Annotated in this window: 12 protein-coding genes and 1 pseudogene; 6 read left to right on the top strand and 7 right to left on the bottom strand. The window is 59.9% G+C overall.

What is annotated here, in order from left to right:
• The first annotated feature begins 9 nt into the window (after nucleotides 1-9).
• Entirely contained in the window at nucleotides 10-2,016 is a 2,007-nt protein-coding gene (locus ALP40_RS04990; RefSeq protein ID WP_122207159.1) for a U32 family peptidase, read from the top strand.
• Nucleotides 2,017-2,266: 250 nt separating this feature from the next.
• Here ALP40_RS04990 and ALP40_RS04985 read toward each other — a convergent pair whose 3' ends face one another.
• Both ALP40_RS04985 and ALP40_RS04980 read right to left on the bottom strand, forming a co-directional pair.
• Entirely contained in the window at nucleotides 2,267-4,192 is a 1,926-nt protein-coding gene (locus tag ALP40_RS04985; protein WP_409077504.1) for a methyl-accepting chemotaxis protein, read from the bottom strand.
• A gap of 185 nt (nucleotides 4,193-4,377) precedes the next feature.
• A complete protein-coding gene (locus ALP40_RS04980; RefSeq protein WP_122207157.1) occupies nucleotides 4,378-4,878 on the bottom strand; it encodes a GNAT family N-acetyltransferase in 501 nt (166 codons plus the stop codon).
• A 574-nt stretch (nucleotides 4,879-5,452) separates the two neighbouring features.
• On the opposite strand from ALP40_RS04980, the gene nirB reads away from it, so the two are divergent.
• From nirB to ALP40_RS04955, 4 genes are all read left to right on the top strand, one after another.
• Complete coding sequence (gene nirB, locus ALP40_RS04970) at nucleotides 5,453-8,014, top strand: nitrite reductase large subunit NirB (protein ID WP_122207156.1); 2,562 nt, start codon at nucleotides 5,453-5,455, stop codon at nucleotides 8,012-8,014.
• Nucleotides 8,014-8,397, top strand: coding sequence for a nitrite reductase small subunit NirD (nirD, locus tag ALP40_RS04965; protein WP_122207155.1), 384 nt, complete (start codon nucleotides 8,014-8,016; stop codon nucleotides 8,395-8,397). Before nirB ends, nirD begins: the two co-directional genes overlap by 1 nt.
• A gap of 272 nt (nucleotides 8,398-8,669) precedes the next feature.
• A complete protein-coding gene (locus ALP40_RS04960; protein ID WP_122207154.1) occupies nucleotides 8,670-10,646 on the top strand; it encodes a DNA topoisomerase III in 1,977 nt (658 codons plus the stop codon).
• A 62-nt stretch (nucleotides 10,647-10,708) separates the two neighbouring features.
• A complete protein-coding gene (locus tag ALP40_RS04955; protein ID WP_122207153.1) occupies nucleotides 10,709-11,107 on the top strand; it encodes a RidA family protein in 399 nt (132 codons plus the stop codon).
• Here ALP40_RS04955 and surE read toward each other — a convergent pair whose 3' ends face one another.
• Both surE and ALP40_RS04945 read right to left on the bottom strand, forming a co-directional pair.
• Nucleotides 11,108-11,887 carry a 5'/3'-nucleotidase SurE gene (gene surE / locus ALP40_RS04950; protein WP_122207152.1) on the bottom strand — a complete coding sequence of 260 codons (780 nt, stop codon included), beginning with the start codon at nucleotides 11,885-11,887 and terminating at the stop codon, nucleotides 11,108-11,110.
• Between the two features lie 109 nt (nucleotides 11,888-11,996).
• Nucleotides 11,997-12,308 (bottom strand): DUF6482 family protein, encoded by a 312-nt coding sequence (locus tag ALP40_RS04945; RefSeq protein ID WP_181112663.1) that lies wholly within the window; start codon nucleotides 12,306-12,308, stop codon nucleotides 11,997-11,999.
• A 203-nt stretch (nucleotides 12,309-12,511) separates the two neighbouring features.
• On the opposite strand from ALP40_RS04945, the gene ALP40_RS04940 reads away from it, so the two are divergent.
• Nucleotides 12,512-12,883 (top strand): PH domain-containing protein, encoded by a 372-nt coding sequence (locus tag ALP40_RS04940; protein WP_122207150.1) that lies wholly within the window; start codon nucleotides 12,512-12,514, stop codon nucleotides 12,881-12,883.
• Nucleotides 12,884-12,937: 54 nt separating this feature from the next.
• Here ALP40_RS04940 and ALP40_RS04935 read toward each other — a convergent pair whose 3' ends face one another.
• The 3 genes and pseudogenes from ALP40_RS04935 to ALP40_RS26035 all read right to left on the bottom strand — a co-directional run.
• Nucleotides 12,938-14,734, bottom strand: coding sequence for a methyl-accepting chemotaxis protein (locus ALP40_RS04935; protein WP_122207149.1), 1,797 nt, complete (start codon nucleotides 14,732-14,734; stop codon nucleotides 12,938-12,940).
• Between the two features lie 177 nt (nucleotides 14,735-14,911).
• A complete protein-coding gene (locus ALP40_RS26040; RefSeq protein ID WP_409077503.1) occupies nucleotides 14,912-15,637 on the bottom strand; it encodes a methyl-accepting chemotaxis protein in 726 nt (241 codons plus the stop codon).
• 132 nt (nucleotides 15,638-15,769) lie between these two features.
• A pseudogene (locus tag ALP40_RS26035) lies at nucleotides 15,770-16,525 on the bottom strand (MCP four helix bundle domain-containing protein); the annotation flags it as partial.
• Nucleotides 16,526-16,532: the final 7 nt, after the last annotated feature.

Below are 16,532 nucleotides of genomic sequence, written 5' to 3'. Positions count from 1 at the left end.
GCCGCAGCCATGTCCCTACCCAAACACCACCTGGAATTGCTCAGCCCCGCACGGGACACGAGCATCGCCCGTGAAGCCATCCTGCATGGGGCCGACGCGGTGTACATTGGCGGGCCAAGCTTCGGCGCACGACACAACGCCTGTAACGAAGTCAGCGATATCGCCGAACTGGTGAAGTTCGCCCATCGCTACCATGCGCGCATCTTCACCACAATCAACACCATCCTGCATGACGATGAGCTGGAGCCGGCCCGCAAGCTGATCCACCAGCTCTACGACGCGGGCGTGGACGCGCTGATCGTGCAGGACCTGGGCGTCCTGGACATGGACATTCCACCCATCGAACTGCATGCCAGTACCCAGACCGACATCCGCACGCTGGGCCGGGCAAAGTTTCTCGATCAGGCCGGTTTCTCGCAGTTGGTGCTGGCACGTGAGCTGAACCTGCAGGAAATCCGCGAGATTGCCGACGAAACCGACGCGGCCATCGAGTTCTTCATCCACGGCGCGCTGTGCGTGGCGTTCTCCGGACAGTGCAACATTTCCCATGCGCAGAACGGCCGCAGCGCCAACCGGGGCGACTGCTCTCAGGCCTGTCGCCTGCCCTACACCCTCAAGGACGATCAGGGCCGCGTCGTGGCCTTCGAAAAACACCTGCTGTCGATGAAAGACAACAACCAGAGCGCCAACCTGCGTGCGCTGGTTGAAGCGGGTGTGCGCTCGTTCAAGATCGAGGGCCGTTACAAGGATGCGGGCTACGTCAAGAACATCACTGCGTACTACCGCCAGCGTCTGGACGACATTCTGGAAGACCGCCCGGATCTGGCGCGCGCCTCCAGCGGACGTACTGCGCACTTCTTCGTGCCGGACCCGGAAAAGACCTTTAACCGTGGCAGCACCGATTACTTCGTCAGCGACCGCAAGATCGACATCGGTGCATTCGACACGCCGACCTTCACCGGCCTGTCGGTAGGCAGCGTCGAGAAGCTGGGCAAGCGCGACCTGATTGCCGTCACTCACGAGCCGCTGTCCAATGGTGACGGCCTGAACGTGCTGATCAAACGTGAAGTGGTGGGTTTCCGCGCCAACGTCGCCGAACTCAAAGGCGAATTCGAGGAAGACGGCGAGAAGCGCTGGCGCTATCGCGTCGAGCCCAACGAAATGCCGGCCGCCCTCTCCCGCCTTCGTCCGAATCACCCGTTGAACCGCAACCTGGACCATAACTGGCAGCAAGCCCTGTTGAAGACTTCGGCCGAACGCCGGATCGGTATTCAATGGCAGGTCGAATTGCATGAAGAGCGCCTGAACCTGACCGCAACCAGTGAAGAAGGCGTCAGTGTCACGACTCATCTGGATGGCCCGTTTGGCGCCGCGAACAAGCCGGAACAGGCGTTGGATCAGTTGCGCGATCTGCTCTCCCAACTGGGCACCACGATGTATCACGCTCAGGACATCAAGCTGGACGCCCCGCAGGCTTTCTTCGTGCCCAACTCCCAGCTCAAGACCCTGCGCCGTGACACCATCGAAGCGCTGACCGAAGCGCGCCTCAAAGCACATCCGCAGGGCGGTCGCAAGGCTGAAACCACCCCTCCACCGGTTTACCCAGAGTCGCACCTGTCATTCCTGGCCAACGTCTACAACCAGAAGGCACGTGACTTCTATCATCGTCACGGCGTGCAACTGATCGATGCGGCCTACGAAGCACACGAAGAAACCGGCGAAGTGCCGGTCATGATCACCAAGCACTGCCTGCGTTTCTCGTTCAACCTGTGCCCGAAACAGGCAAAGGGCGTGACCGGCGTGCGCACTAAGGTGGCACCGATGCAACTGATTCAGGGCGACGAAGTGCTGACCCTGAAGTTCGACTGCAAGCCGTGTGAAATGCATGTGGTGGGCAAGATGAAAGGCCACATTCTGGACCTGCCCCTGCCGGGCAGTGCGGCGGCCAAAGCAGTCGTGGGGCACATCACGCCGGAAGACCTGATGAAAACCGCCCGTCAACGCGCGCCACGCTGACGCTTCATGAAGCACCTCGTTTGCTGACGAAGCACCGTTTGTCATGAGCGGCTTTTCGGTGACGACATCGAATCAGCCACCGAACAGTCGCCTTGATAGATGTATCACCGGCAAGCCGCTTTTTTTCGCGGACACGTCTGCTCCCACAGGCCGGAGCTTGCCGCGCGAGAGCGCTGCGTCGAAATCGTAGTGGGGCCTCCCTCAGTGAGGCCCATTAAAGCGTGCAGCGTGTTGCGCCCAGAACCCCCCCTCACGCCACCTTGAAACGGCCGACCAGTTGCTGCTGATGCTCGGCCAACCGCGCCAGCTCCAGACTGGTCATCGCCGTCTGCTCGGCACCGGCACTGACCTGAATTACCAGGTCATTGATGTGGGTGACGTTGCGACTGATGTCCTCCGCCACCGAAGTCTGCTCTTCTGCGGCGGTTGCGATCTGGATATTGCGGTCGTTGATGTTAGCAACCCCTTCCGCTATGTCTGAAAGCAGCGTGCCAGCACGTACGATATTACGTGCGCCAGCCTTGGCCTTGTCGAGGGTCAGCTGCATGGAAACCGTGGCACGGTCCGAGCCGGACTGTAGAGTGCTGATCATCTGCTGGATATTGCCAGTGGACTCCTGAGTCTTCTGCGCCAGTGTGCGCACCTCGGAGGCCACCACCGCAAACCCCCGACCATGATCACCTGCCCTGGCCGCTTCGATGGCCGCGTTCAGGGCCAGCAAGTTGGTCTGCTCGGCGATACCGCGAATGACTTCCAGGACCGAGGAAATCGCATCGCTTTCATGCTTGAGTTCGGCAATGATCCCGGAGGTCTGCTCGGCCTGACCGGAAAGCTGTTGAATCAACTCGATGGTGTTGTCGATTTCAGTCCGCCCCTCGCGAGTGCTCTGGTTTACCTGCTGGGAGGCCAGCGAAGCATCTGTGGTGCTGCGGGCAACGTCTTTGACGGTCGCGCTCATCTCGTTGATAGCCGTCGCCACCTGCTCGGTGCCCTGACGCTGCTGCTCGACGCTCTTGCTGGTCTGCAGGGTCACTGCCGAACATTGCTCCGCGGCCGTCGCCACCTGCGCTGTGGCGTTGCCGATCTCTTCCACGATGCCCCTGATTTCGCTGCTCATGGCATTGAGGTTCTTCACGATCTGCCCGAACTCGTCACGACCCTCATAATCGGCGCGAGCGGTCAGGTCGCGGCGCGACAGGGACAACAGGGTCCGATTGACCTCGCCCACAGCAAAGTTGATGTTGCGCACGATCATCCAGACCAGCGCGAAAACAATCAGCAAAGAAGCCACAGTCGACCCCAGGGTCAACCATAGATTGCTGCTGGCGGCATCACGTGCCTGTGCTGCCAGATAAGCAACGTTACCACTGAGCTCGCTTTCCACTTCGCCCATCAGGTCGATACGGCGAGTGGCGACCTCAAACCAGGCCTCAGGCTTCACGCCCAGCGCATCGCCGATCGGTCGTTCGACCGCCAGCCTCTGCAGCCTGCCGACTTCCAACGCCGAAGCGTCCTGCATCTTGCTGTCGAGCAATTGCAGGAAGCGTTCGGAAGCCTTGCGGCGAAACCCGTCCGAATACGCCAAGAACTCGCCCAGGTTACGACTGAACCTTGATAACAGTGCCGCATCGAAACGGTCCTGGGTGAATGCGATGCCCAGAATGAAGCGCTCCCGTCCGGCGCGCTCTTTCATCTCGATAAACTGATTGAGTGCCGACAGTGCGTGAACCAGCGCAGCGTCATCGACGCTGGCTTCCAGTGAGTGCGTGTAACCGACCAGCGCCTGAATCATGTCGGTATAACGCGCACCGGACTCGGTGCTGGTGATCGTCAACTGATCGACCTGATCGCGTGTGGCCTTCAAACGCTCCAGCGCGGTCAGCACCTTTTCGACCTGAGGATTGCCCGTCACGGGGATCGCACGCACTGCCGTGGCTGACTGATCACTGTCCTGGCGCATGACGGCAAGCCGGTCACGCATCGACCTGCCCTGGCTACCCAGAAACACGCCACTCGCGCCGCGCTCGCGTTGCAGATCGGTAATGAGCCGACTCAGCGTCTGTGCATCCGTGCTGGCTGACACCGCCCGGTTCATCTGCGTCAGCGTTTTGTAACTGTCGTACACATTCACCGACGCAAGCGTCAAAAAACCCAGCAGCGGGAACAGCAATATCATCAGCAGTTTGATTCGCAGCGGAGCATTTCTGAGCATAATCCTTCAAGCCTCGTTCATGGCCGTCACGCATTTGCGTAACCGTGTCGCCTGCGTCAGGCCAATAGGCGAATCCACAAGATTCCATTTGGCCATCACCCGCTCGACTCATCATGCACGTTCCTTGCCCGCACCACGCATACGGATGGTTATTCCCGACGAATGCACTCCATATGCGTGGTGCTCCACACTGGATCGGTTTCAATGTCGGTCACTGCAAAACCCTGCTTTTCCCAAAAACGAATCGCGCCGGGCAGAAATGGATGGGTGTGCAGGTAAAGCACCTCTATCCCACTGGTGTCGGCGTGCGCCCAAAGCGCTTCACACAGGCGACTGGCCAGACCGTCGCCGCGAAAATCGGGCATTACATAAAGGCGCACGATTTCAACGGTGTCGCGACCGGTGTAGTCCAGTTGTGGGAAGCGATGATCGAACGGCAGATAGCCGACGGCAGCGATGATTTCCCCATCATGACGGGCAGTGAGGAACTTGCCTCTGTTGCCATTCAGGTACACCTGTTCAAATGCAGCGAGATCGGCGGGGAGCACTGAAGCGTCGAGCATGGGGAAAATCTCGGCCCGGGCATGCATGGCAAACTCGATGGTTTCTGGGATTTCGGCGCGGGTGACTTCCTGGATAGTGAGGCTCATGGCAACGGACCTTAGAAATGAAAGCGCAGGGTAATACAAAAGCTGCGCCAGCTTCATAGAGGTAATGATTGTGCCCATCGCTCCGCGTGGGCATACATCCCGTGACGCTCCGCGTTACAAAGGGCAACTCGGACTCAGTAAGCCGAGCGCCTGGACGCTCCACGTCCGCCATCCATCCTCCTCCATGCACACCTTTACAGCGCAATCCGTCCGCTGCGCACCATTGCAATGCAGCCTGCCCGACCACACTGACACACGCTCCCGAGCCCTGATGCCGCGCCAAACGCCCGGAAACAAGAGGCGCGCGGTCACTCAGCAGTGATCGACACCAAGCTGGCACAACCCCTGCATTAGCCTCTACAACCCCACCTTCAATGTGGTCGGGCTGCCCCGGTCGATCGACGCAGATCGCCAGTCTCAGAGAGACCACGGGGTACTCAGGTGCATCCGGCAACGAGGCTCGATCCGCACCCTGGAACACCCATAAGAGAACAGGCAAAGGCGCCTGGAACCGAAAGGTTCCGGGCGCTTTTTTTTGCTTAAAAAACCTGATTGGCCTCGGCCGGGACTCGCTATGAACACCACAGTCTTCTCCCACAACGATGTAAAAACCCTGATCGTCGTCGGTAATGGCATGGTCGGTCACCACTGCGTCGAGCAATTGATCGCAGGCGGCGCGCTTGAGCGATATCGTATTCATGTATTCGGTGAAGAGGCCCAGCGTGCCTACGACCGTGTCCACCTGTCCGAATACTTCACCGGCCGCGACGCCGAGTCGCTGGCCATGAGCGAAATGGCGCTTTACCAACAGGCAGGACTGACCCTGCACCTGGGCGTGCCGGTGCTGGAAATCGACCGTGACCGCCACGAGATCATCACCGCTGAAGGTTGCTTCAGCTACGACAAGCTGGTTCTGGCGACAGGGTCCTACCCTTTCGTGCCGCCCATCGAGGGCGCGCAGGGCAACTCGAAGCTGGTCTATCGCACGCTGGAAGACCTGGACAATATTCGTTACGCGGCCTCCAAAGCCCGTCGCGGCGTGGTGGTCGGTGGAGGTCTGTTGGGTCTGGAAGCGGCCAACGCGCTGAAATCACTGGGCCTTGAAGCCCACGTGGTGGAGTTCGCGCCACGCCTGATGCCGGTCCAGCTGGATGAGCTTGGCGGCGCGGCCTTGAAGGCCCGGATCGAAGCGCTTGGCGTGGGTGTACACCTGTCACGCGCCACGCAGTCGATCAGTGACGGCAAGCAGTTCCGCTACCGCATGAACTTCGCCAATGACGAATTCCTCGAAACCGACCTGATCGTGTTCTCCGCCGGCATTCGCCCTCAGGATGCCTTGGCCCGTCAATGCGAACTCGAATTGGGACCACGCGGCGGCATCGCCATCGATGAACACTGCCGCACCAGCGATCAGGACATCTATGCCATCGGCGAGTGCGCAGCCTGGAACGGCAGCGTGTTCGGCCTGGTTGCGCCAGGCTATCAGATGGCGCGGGGCGTGGCGGCGCAGTTGTGCGACAAGGACACCGAACCGTTCTTCGGCGCCGACATGTCTACCAAGCTCAAATTGCTCGGTGTGGACGTTGGCTCCATTGGCGATGCCCACGGCGCGCTGGCCGGCGCGGTCAGCTATCGGTTCATCGACGAAGCCACCGCCAGCTACCGCCGGCTGGTGGTGTCGGCCGACGGCAAGCAGGTGCTGGGGGCGGTGCTGGTGGGCGACAACAGTTATTACGACACGCTGCTGCAATACGCGCAGAACGGCATTACCCTGCCGGCCGATCCGTCGAGCCTGATCCTGCCCCACAGCGAAGGCGCGCCCACGTTGGGGGCCGACGCCCTGCCCGCCACAGCGACCATCTGCTCCTGCCATAACGTCAGCAAGGGTTCGATCTGCTCGGCCATCGACAATGGCTGCACCGACCTTGCCGGGATCAAGGCCTGCACCAAGGCGGCGACCGGCTGCGGCGGCTGTACTGCGCTGCTCAAGCAGGTCTTTGAACATGAACTGATTGCCCGCGGCGTCGCCGTCGACAAAAGCCTGTGCGAACACTTCGCCTACACCCGCCAGGAGCTGTATTCGATGGTGCGCGTCGAAGGCATTGAAACCTTCGAAGCGTTGTTCGCCCGCCACGGCAAGGGTGCCCACGGCTGCGATATCTGCAAGCCTGCGGTCGGCTCGATTCTCGCGTCGTGCTGGAACCGGCCGATCACCGAGCCTTCGCTGGTGCCCCTGCAGGACACCAACGACACGTTCATGGCCAACATGCAAAAGAACGGCACCTACTCAGTCGTACCGCGCATTCCCGGCGGCGAAATCACACCCGACGGCCTGATTGCCATTGGCGCGGTGGCCAAGAAATACGACTTGTACACCAAGATTACCGGCGGCCAGCGCATCGACCTGTTCGGCGCGCAACTGCACGAGTTGCCGGACATCTGGAGCGAACTGATCGAAGCAGGTTTCGAAACCGGTCACGCCTACGGCAAATCGACCCGGACCGTGAAGTCCTGCGTCGGCAGCACTTGGTGCCGCTACGGCGTTCAGGACAGCGTCGCGATGGCGCTGCGCATCGAAGATCGTTACAAGGGCCTGCGCTCCCCGCACAAGCTCAAGTTCGCAGTCTCCGGCTGCACCCGTGAATGCGCGGAGGCACAGAGCAAGGACGTGGGCGTGATCGCCACCGAAAACGGCTGGAACCTGTACCTGTGCGGCAACGGCGGCATGCGTCCGCGCCATGCCGAACTGTTCGCTACCGACCTGGACGACGAGACGCTGATTCGCTACATCGATCGTTTCCTGATGCTCTACATTCGCACCGCCGACAAACTGCAACGCACGTCCGTGTGGCGCGAATCGCTGGAAGGCGGACTGGATTACCTGAAGGCCGTCATTCTCGACGACAGCCTCGGGCTGGCGGCAGAGCTGGAATCGCAGATGCAACTGGTGGTGGATCGTTATGAATGCGAATGGGCCAACGCCCTCAAGGACCCGGAAAAACTCAAGCGCTTCCGCACCTTCGTCAACGACGGCCGTGGCGATCCGGACGTGCATTTCGTCAAGGAACGCGCTCAGCGCCGTCCCGCCAAACCTGAAGAGCTCGCGCTTATTCCATTGTTCAAAGAGGTGGTCTGATGAATTCGTCCGACGTGGCACTTGCGGAAAACACTCACGCGGCGATGCACTTGCACTGGCATGCCCTCTGCGGTCGCCAGGACCTGGTGGCCAACTCAGGCGTGGTGGCGTGGCTCGACGGTACGCAGGTCGCGCTGTTCTATGTGCCTGATGCTGCGGATGGCGAACAGCTTTACGCCATCCATAATCGTGACCCCAAATCCGGGGCCAACGTGATCGGACGCGGGTTGATGGGTCAGATTGCGGGCGATCTGGTGATCGCATCGCCGCTGTACAAACAGCATTTCCGCCTGCATGACGGCTCCTGTCTGGAGTATCCAGAACAACGACTGGACGTCTGGCCGGTGCGGTTGAACGGTGATCGGGTGGAGATTGCGGTCTAGCGCTGTCGCAGGGCAAAAACCGGACTGTGGGAGGGCTTGGTCTGGGCGGCAAGCCGCCTTCCACAGGTGATGCATTCAACCAGACACCCTCGTTTTGGCTCCTTTTGCGCCTTTATCGACTCTGGTGAGCGCTCCGCGCCCCGCCGGTACTGATCAGAGAAATATGACATCCCGAGACATTTATCTGTATATCCATACAGATAAAACTTGCCCATCGCCGCTCCAAAGTTCATCCTTGCAGCCTTCACCACCGGTAATCGAAGACGGTAGTCATGCGGCTGTTCCTTTGCGAAAAACCCTCTCAGGCCAAAGACATCGCGGCAGTGCTCGGCGCAACGCGGCGTGGGGACGGCTGCTGGGTGGGTACCCATGCCACCGTGACCTGGTGCATCGGCCATTTGCTGGAAACCGCACCGCCAGATGCTTACGACGCCCGTTACAAGCGCTGGGTGCTGGAAGACCTGCCTATCGTTCCGCAGCAATGGAAGATGCTGGTCAAGCCCAGAACCGCCAGCCAGTTCAAGGCGGTGAAGCGCCTGCTGGGCGAAGCGAAAGAGCTGGTGATTGCCACGGATGCCGACCGTGAGGGCGAGATGATTGCCCGGGAGCTGGTCGAGCATTGTCGTTATCGCGGGCCGATTCAGCGCCTGTGGTTGTCGGCACTGGACGATGCGTCAATTCGCAAGGCACTGGCCACCCTCAAGCCTGGCGCTGACACGTTCAGCCTTTATCACTCGGCATTGGGTCGCTCACGCGCCGACTGGCTAATCGGCATGAACATGAGTCGCCTGTTCACGCTGCTGGGCCGGCAGTCCGGTTATCAGGGTGTGCTGCCGGTCGGACGCGTGCAGACCCCGACCCTGCGACTGGTGGTGGACCGTGACCGCAGCATCGCCAACTTCGTACCCGTGCCCTACTGGGCCATCGACGTCAGGCTGCTGCATGACCAGCAGGCGTTCATCGCCCAATGGCGGGCACCGTCGGACTCGTGTGATGATCAGGACCGCTGCCTGAATCAGCCACTGGCGCAGCACGCCGCCGAAGACATGCGCAATGCGGGCAGCGCACGGCTGGTCAAGCTGCGCACCGAGCGCATCCGCGAGGCAGCGCCCCTGCCCTTCGACCTTGGCACGCTGCAGGAAATCTGTTCAAAGAAACTGGGGCTCGGCGCTCAGGAAACCCTCGACATCGCCCAGTCTCTCTACGAAACCCACAAAGTCATCACCTACCCGCGCAGCGATTGCGGCTACCTGCCCAACAGCCAGCACAGCGAAGCCGCAGGCATCATCGCGGCTCTGGGCAAAGCCGATCCGGCGCTGGGTGAACTGCTGCCGCATCTCGATGCACAGCGCCGCTCAAGGGCATGGAACGATGCCAAGGTCAGTGCGCACCACGGCATCATCCCCACCGCGGCGGCGCGAGGCATCGAGCGCCTGACCGGAAAACCGAGAGCGGTCTACACGCTGATCAGGGCTCGTTATCTGGCGCAGTTTCTGCCCAATCATGAATATGACCGCACCCAGGCCGACTTCGATTGCGCAGGTCACGCCTTGCGCGCGGTCGGCAAACAGATCGTGGAACCGGGCTGGAAGCGTGCCATGCCAGAAGCTTTGGCCCCGGCAAAAGGTCGCGAAACACCCGCGCCGCAGCCCTTGCCCAAACTGTTCCAGGGCTGCGAATGCGCCATTGCCGATGTCCTCCTCAAGGACCTATGGACCCAACCGCCCAAGCCATTCACCGAAGGCGACTTGATCAAGGCGATGAAAAACGTCGCCAAACTGGTAGAAGACCCGCTGCTCAAGCAGAAACTCAAGGACACTACCGGCATCGGCACCGAGGCGACTCGCGCAGGGATCATCCAGGGCTTGCTAGACCGTGGCTATCTGACCAAACAGGGCAAGGCGCTGTGCGCCACACCGGCGGCCTTCAGCCTGATCGACGCCGTACCGCGCGCCATCGCCGACCCCGGCACCACCGCCATTTGGGAACAGGCGCTGGACATGGTGCAGAGCGGCGAGATGAGCCTTGAAGAATTCGTCACCCGGCAGGCCGCGTGGATGAGCAAACACGTCAGTCGCTGCGTCGGCATGCGCATGTCCATCAGCGGGCCGGCGAGCCCGGCAGGCGTGAAGCCGCCGTGGAAGAAAAAGCGCAAGGCCAGCCCGCGCAAGGCTGCTGGCAGCGACAAGGCAACCGGCACCACTGCGAAAAAACCGCGCCGTGCCGCGAAACCCGCCAGCAAAATGTAGCCCGCCACGCAGGTGTTCGCTGCAAGGAATCAATTCAAAACTGCATAACCAGGTGCCTTCACATGTCAGACCGAGAAATCATCGTCCCTCCCAGCATGGAACTGGTCATGGACCGTGCCGGCTATGCGCCTGCGGTCAGGGTCGGCCATACGCTCTACTGCTCGGGGCAAGTCGGGCGTACGCGGGAAATGGAAGTCATCCTGAATCCTGAGGCACAGTTCATTGCCTGCTGGGAAAACCTGCGCACGGTCCTGGCCGAGGCGGGCTGCACCTTTGACGACATCGTCGACATGACCACCTATCACGTGTCGATGAGCGAGCACATGCCGGTCTTTCGCGATGTGAAGAACCGGTTGTTCCCCCGCGGACAATGCGCCTGGACCTGCATCGGCGTTGCAGAGCTGGCGCACCCCGGCCTGCTGTTAGAGATCAAATGCGTCGCCGTGGTACGCCAATCCTGATCAAAAGGGCTTATTCAAGCGCGTTCTCAACTGCTCCAGCATCGCCGTGTCGGTGCGTTCGAACCGCAGCGGTGTCACGGAAACACCACCGTTCATGACCACATGGGTTTCGCTGCCAGGCGCATCCGCAAGATCGTGACGATGGATGCTCAGCCAGAAGTAGTCGCGTTCGCGCATGTCGGTGCGTGACGTCACTTCCAACGCGTCGATGCGGCCGGCCCCCTGGGTGGTGAACTGCATCGGGCCAGCTTCTGCTGCGGGAACATCCGGGAAATTGATATTCAGGCAACTGCCCTGCTCCCAGCCCAGTCCCCATACATTACGAATCACATCAGGCGCCAATTGCCGCGCCGTGTCCCAGCGAACCGAGTCACGGCGCGTCAGGGCCTGGCTCAGGGCAATCGAAGGCACACCCAGCAGCAAGCCCGCCATCGCCGCGCCGACCGTTCCAGAAAAAACGGTTTCCACGCCCAGATTCGCGCCTTTGTTGATGCCGGAAAGGATCAATTGCGGCGGCTCGCCCATCAATTGCTGCAAGGCCATCGCCACGCAATCGGCAGGAGTGCCCGACACTGAAAACGTGCGCGCACCCCGCTCGGTAACACGCAGGGGATGGTGAATACTTAACGCGTGGGAGATGCCGCTCTGGTCTTGATCAGGGGCTACGATCCAGACTTCATCCGCCAGTTCGCGTGCCACTTCTGCAAGTACCAGCAAGCCCGGGGCGTCAAAGCCGTCGTCGTTGGTGATCAGGATTCGGGATAATTTCTGAAAAGACATGACTGCTCCTGAGTAGTGAACCACTGCCAATACCTGAAGCAGCAGTAACAACTGACCGCCCTGCTGCGCAGAGCGGTTTCCATTCATTCAAACAGGTGACGTGGAAACATCAGAGACTGGAGCGTAACGGAATTTCATGCCGGGACGACTCACCTTGAATATGGTCCTGCCCGACCATTTCGTCATAAACAACGTCCTGGCTGAGAAACAGGCGCACATCAGGCACTGACGACAGTACCTTGCGGGCTTCCTCGACCGAAGCCAGATGCAAAGGTTTGCCGTGTGAGTCCTGAACCGGCACTGACTTGCCTTCCATAAGTGCATGGAGCACGTAGGAACCGCCTTCCATCGACACCAGATTGAGTTCACTAATCTTGCCAGCCTTGATATCACTGGACAGGTCTTGAATGTTCAAAATCACACCTCCGTGGGCGTTCCGGGAATCAGAGCGACACAGAAGTTGAGCGCCAGGATGCGCTATCGTTCCATCGCAGTCGGGTCTGAAATCGACAGTCCCTTTCGCAGGCACACCCCATAAAAGATGGCCAGATGCTATTCTGTGCCCGTTTTGGCAGACGCACAGACCAGACAATTAGCCCTCCGGTAATGGTTCAAGGATAGAAAATGATTGATTTCAATAACAAAGGTTTTTTCAAGCTCAAACAGAATGACGAGTACGCAGAACGCGTCAAAGACCTGCTATTGGACGGCGAAGAAGTTATCGATGCTTACAAGTCGATGCGTGACGGGGTTGTGTTTACCACCAAGCGCATTATCTCGGTCAACGTTCAGGGACTGACGGGCAGCAAGAAAGACTTCACGTCGCTGCCTTACAAGAACATCGTGGCCTGGTCGGTAGAAACTGCAGGGACCTTCGACATGGATTCGGAACTGGAAATCTATTACTCGGCGATCGGAAAAGTGAAGTTCGAATTCACGGGCAAGACCTCCGTGGTCCAGATCTCCCGGTACATCTCCCAGCACTTGCTCGGCTGACCTATGCGATTCGGGCCATCCTGATGACAGGCTGGCCTGAACCGGCTCGATCACTCAGCTACCCAGCAACTGAGCCGCATCAAAGCCCATCCGCAGGTTGCCCCAGTGGCGCCCTTCGAAGAAGAACGGCACATCAATCTCAGTCATGATCTCCCCGGTGTCGCGCAGGTAGGTCTGCAGCAGAAAGCGCTGCTTGTTGCCAGCGGCCCGCAGCCCGACCGGGTCCGAAAACATCCGCTTGTTACGGCACACCGGCAGGTCGACGGCGCGATTGCCGGTCGGTTTCTGCGACACCCAACTATTATTGACCGGGCAATAGCCCTTGTTATCGACAATGAACGAGACCTTGCCGCCTCGGGTGCCCTTGGTCAGCTTGTCACACTCCTCCTGACAGATCAGCGCGAAACGCTCGGTGTAGCTGGTCATGTATTGCTTGGGATCGGTGCCGGGAATCAGTTTGTAACTCTGATCGAACAGATTGACGCCTTCCTTGTGCAGCACCGACAGCCGCGCCTGCAAGCTATCGCGGCATTGACTGGCCCGCGTGATGGCCGCGTCCAGCTCACCGTGCCCAAGCACGAAACGTCCCAGCAACGCCTGCACCCGCTCGGCAACGCCCGACAGGTCGCGGGTGGCCGTTGCCGAATGCTGCATGCGCTGGTCGATGGCCTGGCTGTCCGCGTAGATGCGTGTCACCCGGTCGTTGATGCCGGTGTTGGTATTGGCGAACTGCTGGATATGAGAGGCGATGTCGGCGAGCTTGCCATTGGTCGACTCAAAGTCGACGATCATGGTTTCGAAATGGCCAGAAGCACGCTCCACGACCAATTGCGTTTCCCGTGCGCTCTGGCTGATCTGGGTGGTTTGCTCGTAGGTAGAGCTCACTTCCAGCAGCATGGCATCAATGTTTTGCGAGATATCGTCGGTGGCCTTGCTGACGTTCTGCGCCAGGGTGCGAACTTCATCCGCGACGACGGCAAAGCCACGTCCGCTTTCCCCGGCACGCGCCGCTTCGATGGCTGCGTTGAGCGCCAGCAGGTTGGTCTGCGAGGAAATCTGCTGGATGAGGCCGACGATGGACTTGATGCTCGATGAACGTTGATTCAGTGCCGACACCAGCACCCCGAACTCGTTGAGGCTGCTGGATATCTGGCTGATATTGCCCGTCACCTCCAGCAGCTCGGAGTAGGAACCACGCGCCATGCTCAGGTTCTGCGCGGTGGTGCTGGAAATGCCTTGGGTCTGCTGCGACACATCCTCGATACTGCCTACCGCCATGTTGCTTTGATCCATGACCTCCTTGGCAAAGCGCGCCTGATCGGTCGCACTGTCGCTGGAGTCACTGATGTTCTTGAGCGAGCGTGCAGACTCCACCGCAATCTGCACGGTCAGCGCCTGAATACTGCTGATCACTTCGCGCTGCTTGGCCAGAAAACGGTTGCAAGTGCTGGCCAACACGCGGATTTCATCGTGGGTCAGCAACGGCAGGTCCTTGGACAGGTCACCCTCGCCATTGGCAATTTCTTCGAGCGCCCCGGTCATGAACATCACCGGCCTTACGATGAGATGGCGCAAGTACCAGACCATGAAGCCGACCATGCCCAGCGTGAACAGCGTGCTGATGAGAATCGCGTTGCTCAGGGCATCCAGCCTGCCTTCGATGCGCGCCAGTACGCCGGCTTCCAGTTGCGAACTGCGCAACAACATGACGATATCGGCACGCACTGACAGCGCCACCCAGTACAACAGCGCGCTGACGATCACCAGCAGAAAAAGGCTTGAGAGCTTTTTGGTCAAGGTGTTGAAAAACTGCTTTTCGACCGACTCGTACAAAGCCTTTAACGTTTGCATGCAGCAGCTCCTGGGCGTGGAAGGTGTTCGGTTTCGACACAGACGGTGTGGTTAACGTCTGTGAGTGCAAAAGCTTTAACGCACGGTAAGGAATGAAGAAGATCAAACCGTTCAGATCTGCAAACAGGCGATGAACGGTAGGGTCGCGAGGTTACGCTAGATAATGGCTCTTGGATATCAGAGCCGGAATCGATCCACCGACTGCGACAGCTGACCTGCCAGCGCAGACAATTGATCGGTGGTGACCGCCGTCTCGCCGATGACCCGGCTGTTTCCCTCGGACATGCTGGCGATCATTTCCACTTGATGGGCAATTTCATTACTGGCCAGGCTTTGCTCGCCGATAGTTCGGGTGATGTCGTTGACCAGCTGTGTGGTGTTGAGTGTCGCATCCAGGATGTCCCGGATGGCCTGCTCAACTTCCACGGTCACTGCCATGCCTTTATCGACCTGTGCCACGCCGGCCTCCATGCTGGTCACCGCCTCGCGGGTGCTCTGCTGGATGCGGGCGACCATGCCGGTGATTTCCTGGGTGGACGCGCTGGTGCGTCCTGCCAGGCTGCGCACCTCGTCAGCCACCACGGCGAACCCTCTGCCCTGCTCACCGGCACGCGCCGCCTCGATCGCGGCGTTGAGGGCCAGCAGGTTGGTCTGGTCAGCGATGCTTCTGATCACCTGAATGATGTTGAAAATGGCTTCCGACTCTTTGTCCAGCGTGCGAATCACCAGGGCCGACTGCTGCGACGAGCGAGCGATGCCCCCCATATCACTGACGACTTGCTGAATCACCCGCCCACCATTTTTGGCCAGTGTTTCGGCCTGATTGGCCATTTCCCGCGCCTGTTCGGCATGGCGGGTGATCTCTTCGATGCTGGCAGTCATTTCGCTGGCCGCTGCCGACATGGTCGCCGCCGCCGAGCTCTGCTGCTGGCTGCTGCCCGCCACCTCGTGACAACCGCTGCTCAACTGCCCGCTCATGCCACTCACGCCATGCGCGTTGCTGCGCACGACTTCGATCATGCCGCGCAGGTCACGCTGCATGATGGCCAGGCTGCGAATCAACATGCTGGCTTCGTCCCGACTGCCTGGCTCGGCAATCGGCTCGCTGAGGTTCCCGTGGGCGATGCTGTCGGCAATGCGGCTGGCAGACTGCAGAGGAATCATGATGCTGCGAGTCACCCAGTGTCCCTGCGCCACCAGCATCAACAGACTGATGACCAGAACCACACCTAGCGTGGCGTTGGCCGTACTGATCGCATCGCGCGCGATGTCACCGCTGGCTTTGGCGTTGTTTTCGATCAGGTCGCTTAACGTGGACATCTGACCTTCCAACTGGGTGAAAGCGGCCGAGAACGTGCCCAGATCCTGCTGGGCGCGCTCCGGGCTGTCCAGCGCCAGGCCAACGATGCGCTCGCCCGCAGTGATATAGGCATCGAGGCTAGGCTTGACCTTGTTCAGTTCTGCCTTGAGGGTGTCGCTGATCGGCAGCGCAAGGTTGTCGCTCACCACTTTGCGAAACTGCGTTGCGTGCTCATTCAGAGAAGCCAGCACCTCGTCCCGCGAGGTCTCGCTCTTGCCCACCCCGACCAGCATTGCCGAGAGCACATCGGCGCGCAGGGCGTCGTGCATCATGTCCGCCTGCAGATGATTGCTCAGCGCGGCCATGCTGACCTCGTTGTCGGCCATCGCCGCAGCCATTCGGCTGTTACCCAAATAACTGACCAGCGTGATGATCAGCACGGCCAGTACACCGGTGGCTATCAACAAGAACAAACGAAGTTTGATCGACATCCTGAAG

The organism is Pseudomonas viridiflava, assembly GCF_003702045.1.
Taxonomy (GTDB): domain Bacteria; phylum Pseudomonadota; class Gammaproteobacteria; order Pseudomonadales; family Pseudomonadaceae; genus Aquipseudomonas; species Aquipseudomonas viridiflava_C.
The sequence above is the reverse complement of the archived record's forward strand: the minus strand, read 5'-3'. Positions and strand labels throughout refer to the sequence as shown.

Coding starts and splice junctions, on each gene's coding strand:
- surE (WP_122207152.1), bottom strand. CDS start 11,887: ATGTCTTTTCAGAAATTATCCCGAATCCTGATCACCAACGACGACGGC.
- ALP40_RS26040 (WP_409077503.1), bottom strand. CDS start 15,637: ATGTCGGCAGCGGCCAGCGAAATGACTGCCAGCATCGAAGAGATCACC.
- nirD (WP_122207155.1), top strand. CDS start 8,014: ATGAATTCGTCCGACGTGGCACTTGCGGAAAACACTCACGCGGCGATG.
- ALP40_RS04985 (WP_409077504.1), bottom strand. CDS start 4,192: ATGATATTGCTGTTCCCGCTGCTGGGTTTTTTGACGCTTGCGTCGGTG.
- ALP40_RS04960 (WP_122207154.1), top strand. CDS start 8,670: ATGCGGCTGTTCCTTTGCGAAAAACCCTCTCAGGCCAAAGACATCGCG.
- nirB (WP_122207156.1), top strand. CDS start 5,453: ATGAACACCACAGTCTTCTCCCACAACGATGTAAAAACCCTGATCGTC.
- ALP40_RS04980 (WP_122207157.1), bottom strand. CDS start 4,878: ATGAGCCTCACTATCCAGGAAGTCACCCGCGCCGAAATCCCAGAAACC.
- ALP40_RS04990 (WP_122207159.1), top strand. CDS start 10: ATGTCCCTACCCAAACACCACCTGGAATTGCTCAGCCCCGCACGGGAC.
- ALP40_RS04935 (WP_122207149.1), bottom strand. CDS start 14,734: ATGCAAACGTTAAAGGCTTTGTACGAGTCGGTCGAAAAGCAGTTTTTC.
- ALP40_RS04955 (WP_122207153.1), top strand. CDS start 10,709: ATGTCAGACCGAGAAATCATCGTCCCTCCCAGCATGGAACTGGTCATG.
- ALP40_RS04940 (WP_122207150.1), top strand. CDS start 12,512: ATGATTGATTTCAATAACAAAGGTTTTTTCAAGCTCAAACAGAATGAC.